Genomic DNA, 2957 nt, shown 5'->3' with positions numbered 1-2957 from the left:
GCTGCGGGAGTTCGCGGCCCTCGGCGCGGCCGACGGCACTGCCTCCGAGGCGCGGATATACGCGACCCCACAGGAATTGCTCGACGACCTCGACGCCGTCGACGACTCGCTCCGGCGTAGCGGCGACGAGCTGCTCGCCGACGACCGCCTCGCCGCGCTGCGTCACGCGGTGGAGACCTTCGGGTTCCATCTGCAGGGCCTGGATATGCGGCAGAACTCCGAAACCCATGAAAAGGTGGTCGCCGAACTGCTGGCCTGGGCCGGGGTGCACGCCGATTACGCGGGTCTGGACGAATCCGAGCGGGTCGCGCTGCTCACGAGCGAACTGCGGACGCGCCGCCCGCTGCTGGGGCCGCGGGCGCGGTTGAGCGAACTGGCCGATAAGGAGCTGGGCATCATCCGGGCGGCCGCCGAGGTCGTGGCCGCCCTGGGCCCGGAGGCGGTGCCGAACTACATCATCTCGATGTGTACCTCGGTCAGCGACCTGCTCGAGGCGGCGCTGCTGCTGAAGGAGGGCGGGCTGCTCGATCCCGGCACCGCCGGCGGCGCACCGTCCTGCCCGGCCGGTATCGTGCCGCTGTTCGAGACGATCGAGGATCTGGCGGCGGGCGCGGCGACTCTCGGCGCGGCGCTGCGGGTACCGGAGTACCGGGACCTGGTGTCCGCGCGGGGTATGCGCCAGGAAGTGATGCTCGGGTACTCCGATTCCAACAAGGACGGCGGCTACCTCGCCGCCAATTGGGCGCTCTACCGCGCCGAACTGGACCTGGTGGAATTGGCCCGCGAGCACGGTATCCGGTTGCGGCTCTTCCACGGCCGCGGCGGTACGGTGGGCCGCGGCGGGGGCCGCAGCTACGACGCGATCCTGGCCCAGCCCGCCGGCGCGGTGCGGGGCTCGCTGCGGCTCACCGAACAGGGCGAGGTGATCGCCGCGAAATATGCCGAACGCGGTTCGGCGCACCGCAATCTGGAATCACTGATCGCGGGCACCCTGGAATCCACCCTGCTCGATGTCGAGGGCCTGGGTGCGGACGCCGAGCCGTCGTACGCGCTCATGGACGAACTGGCCGCCCGCGCCCGCGCGGCGTATGCCCGGCTGGTGCACGAAACCCCCGGTTTCGTCGACTACTTCCGGCAATCCACACCGGTCGCCGAGGTCGGCGACCTCAATATCGGCAGCCGTCCCGCCTCCCGTAAACCGACGAGTTCGGTCTCGGATCTGCGGGCCATTCCGTGGGTGATGTCGTGGAGCCAGGCCCGGGTGATGCTGCCCGGCTGGTACGGCACGGGTGCGGCGCTGGAGGAATGGGTCGGCGGCGATCCGGAACGGCTCGCGCGGCTATCGGATCTGTACCGGCGCTGGCCCTTCTTCCGGACCGTGCTGTCGAATCTGGCGCAGGTGATGGCCAAGAGCGATCTGGCCATCGCGGCCCGCTACGCCGAGCTGGTCGAGGACGGCGATCTGCGCGACCGGATCTTCGCGATGATCGAATCCGAACACGCCCGCACCGTCGCGATGCACGCCGCGATCACCGGTAACGACCATCTGCTCGCGGACAACCCGTCGCTGGCCGAATCGATCCGCAACCGGTTCCCGTATCTGGAGCCGCTGAACCGGATGCAGGTCGAACTGTTGCGGCGCCTGCGCGGCGGTGACGATTCCGAGCTGGTCAAACGCGGCATCCTGCTGACCATGAACGGCTTGGCCACCGCGTTGCGCAACTCCGGCTGACGGCCGGGGCCCGGCGTAGGTCCCGGCACCGGCGATCTCGTGCGCGGGGGTGGCTTTCAGGCCCGGGATTCGTCCGGTCGTGCGCGGCGGTCCGGATCGGTGTCCTCGGCGGGCAGGGTGAAATCGGCGAGTTTCGTACTGGGGCCGCCGGCCATGATTCGGCGGCGCAGCGCGGCCGGAAGGCGAGGCAGCACGCGCAACGCCGCTTCGTTGAACCGCAACTGCGCGCGCGACCGCGGCACACCGCGGCGTAACACCGCCGGCGCGACCTCGGCGCAACGGCGGGCGTAATCGCCGAGCTGTTCCCGGTAGGCCGCGAAGGCCCGGCCGGGTTCTCCGTCCGCGTCCGCCAGTGCCCGCGCCAGGAGGTAGGCCCCGACAACGGCCAGGGTGGTACCGCCGCCGACCGCCGGGCCCGGCGCGTATCCGGCGTCGCCGACCAGCCCGACCCGGCCCCGCGACCACGAATCGAGCCGGATCTGGCCGATGGCGTCCAGGTAGAAGTCCTCGGCGCGATCCATCTCGTCGAGTAGGCGGGGGATCTCCCAGCCCTCGTTCCCGTACTCCGCGCGCAGCAGCCGGCGCTGCGCACCGATATCACGATGGTCGAAATCCGGTTCACCGGAACGGCGGAACAGGAAGACCGCGCGGGCCTCGCCCGTCTGCCATACCGGGTACATCGCGGCGATCCGGTCCACCGCGTTGTAAAGGATCGTCCGTTCCGACAGCTCACGGTAATTCGGCAGGGTCCCGACCGCCAGGTAACCGCCGAGATGGTGCCGGAGCCCGTCCTCGGGGCCGAATACGAGGCGCCGCACCGTGGAATGCAGACCGTCGGCGCCGATGACAAGAGCGAACCGGCCGGTGCGCCCGCTGTCGAAGGTGACATCGACCCCGTCGGCGTCCTGGGTGAGGTCGGCGATCGAATCCCCGAAACGGTATTCGACCCGGTCGCCGGTGGCCTCGTGCAGGATCGCCGCCAGTTCACCGCGCATGATCTCGAGATGCCGCTCGTCGGCGAAAGCCTCAGAGAAATCGCGTAGGTCCACCTCGATCGCGGAGCGCCCCGGCCGCTCGTAGCGCAGCACTGTCGATTCGGTGCTCGCGGCACGCAGCCGCGGCACCAGACCCATACGGTCCACGACGTCGGTGGCCGGGGCGAACAGGTCCACCGCGTGGCCGCCCAGCCCCAGCCGGGGGCGGGGCGTTCGTTCCACCACCACCG

Annotated in this window: 2 protein-coding genes; one reads left to right on the top strand and one right to left on the bottom strand. The window is 70.3% G+C overall.

Translation table 11 applies throughout. The features are described from left to right. Positions 1-1732: phosphoenolpyruvate carboxylase (locus tag ACWDU1_RS31230; protein WP_450003994.1), on the top strand; the 1732-nt coding region annotated here is incomplete at its 5' end. A 56-nt stretch (positions 1733-1788) separates the two neighbouring features. On the opposite strand, the gene ACWDU1_RS31225 is transcribed toward ACWDU1_RS31230, so the two are convergent. Beyond that, positions 1789-2957, bottom strand: a 1169-nt coding sequence (locus ACWDU1_RS31225) for an FAD-dependent monooxygenase (RefSeq protein ID WP_450003993.1), incomplete at its 5' end; no start/stop codon positions are given.

It is taken from the genome of Nocardia sp. NPDC003345 (genome assembly GCF_053589395.1).
Note: the sequence above shows the minus strand (reverse complement) of the source record. Positions and strands in the feature narration are given on the sequence as shown.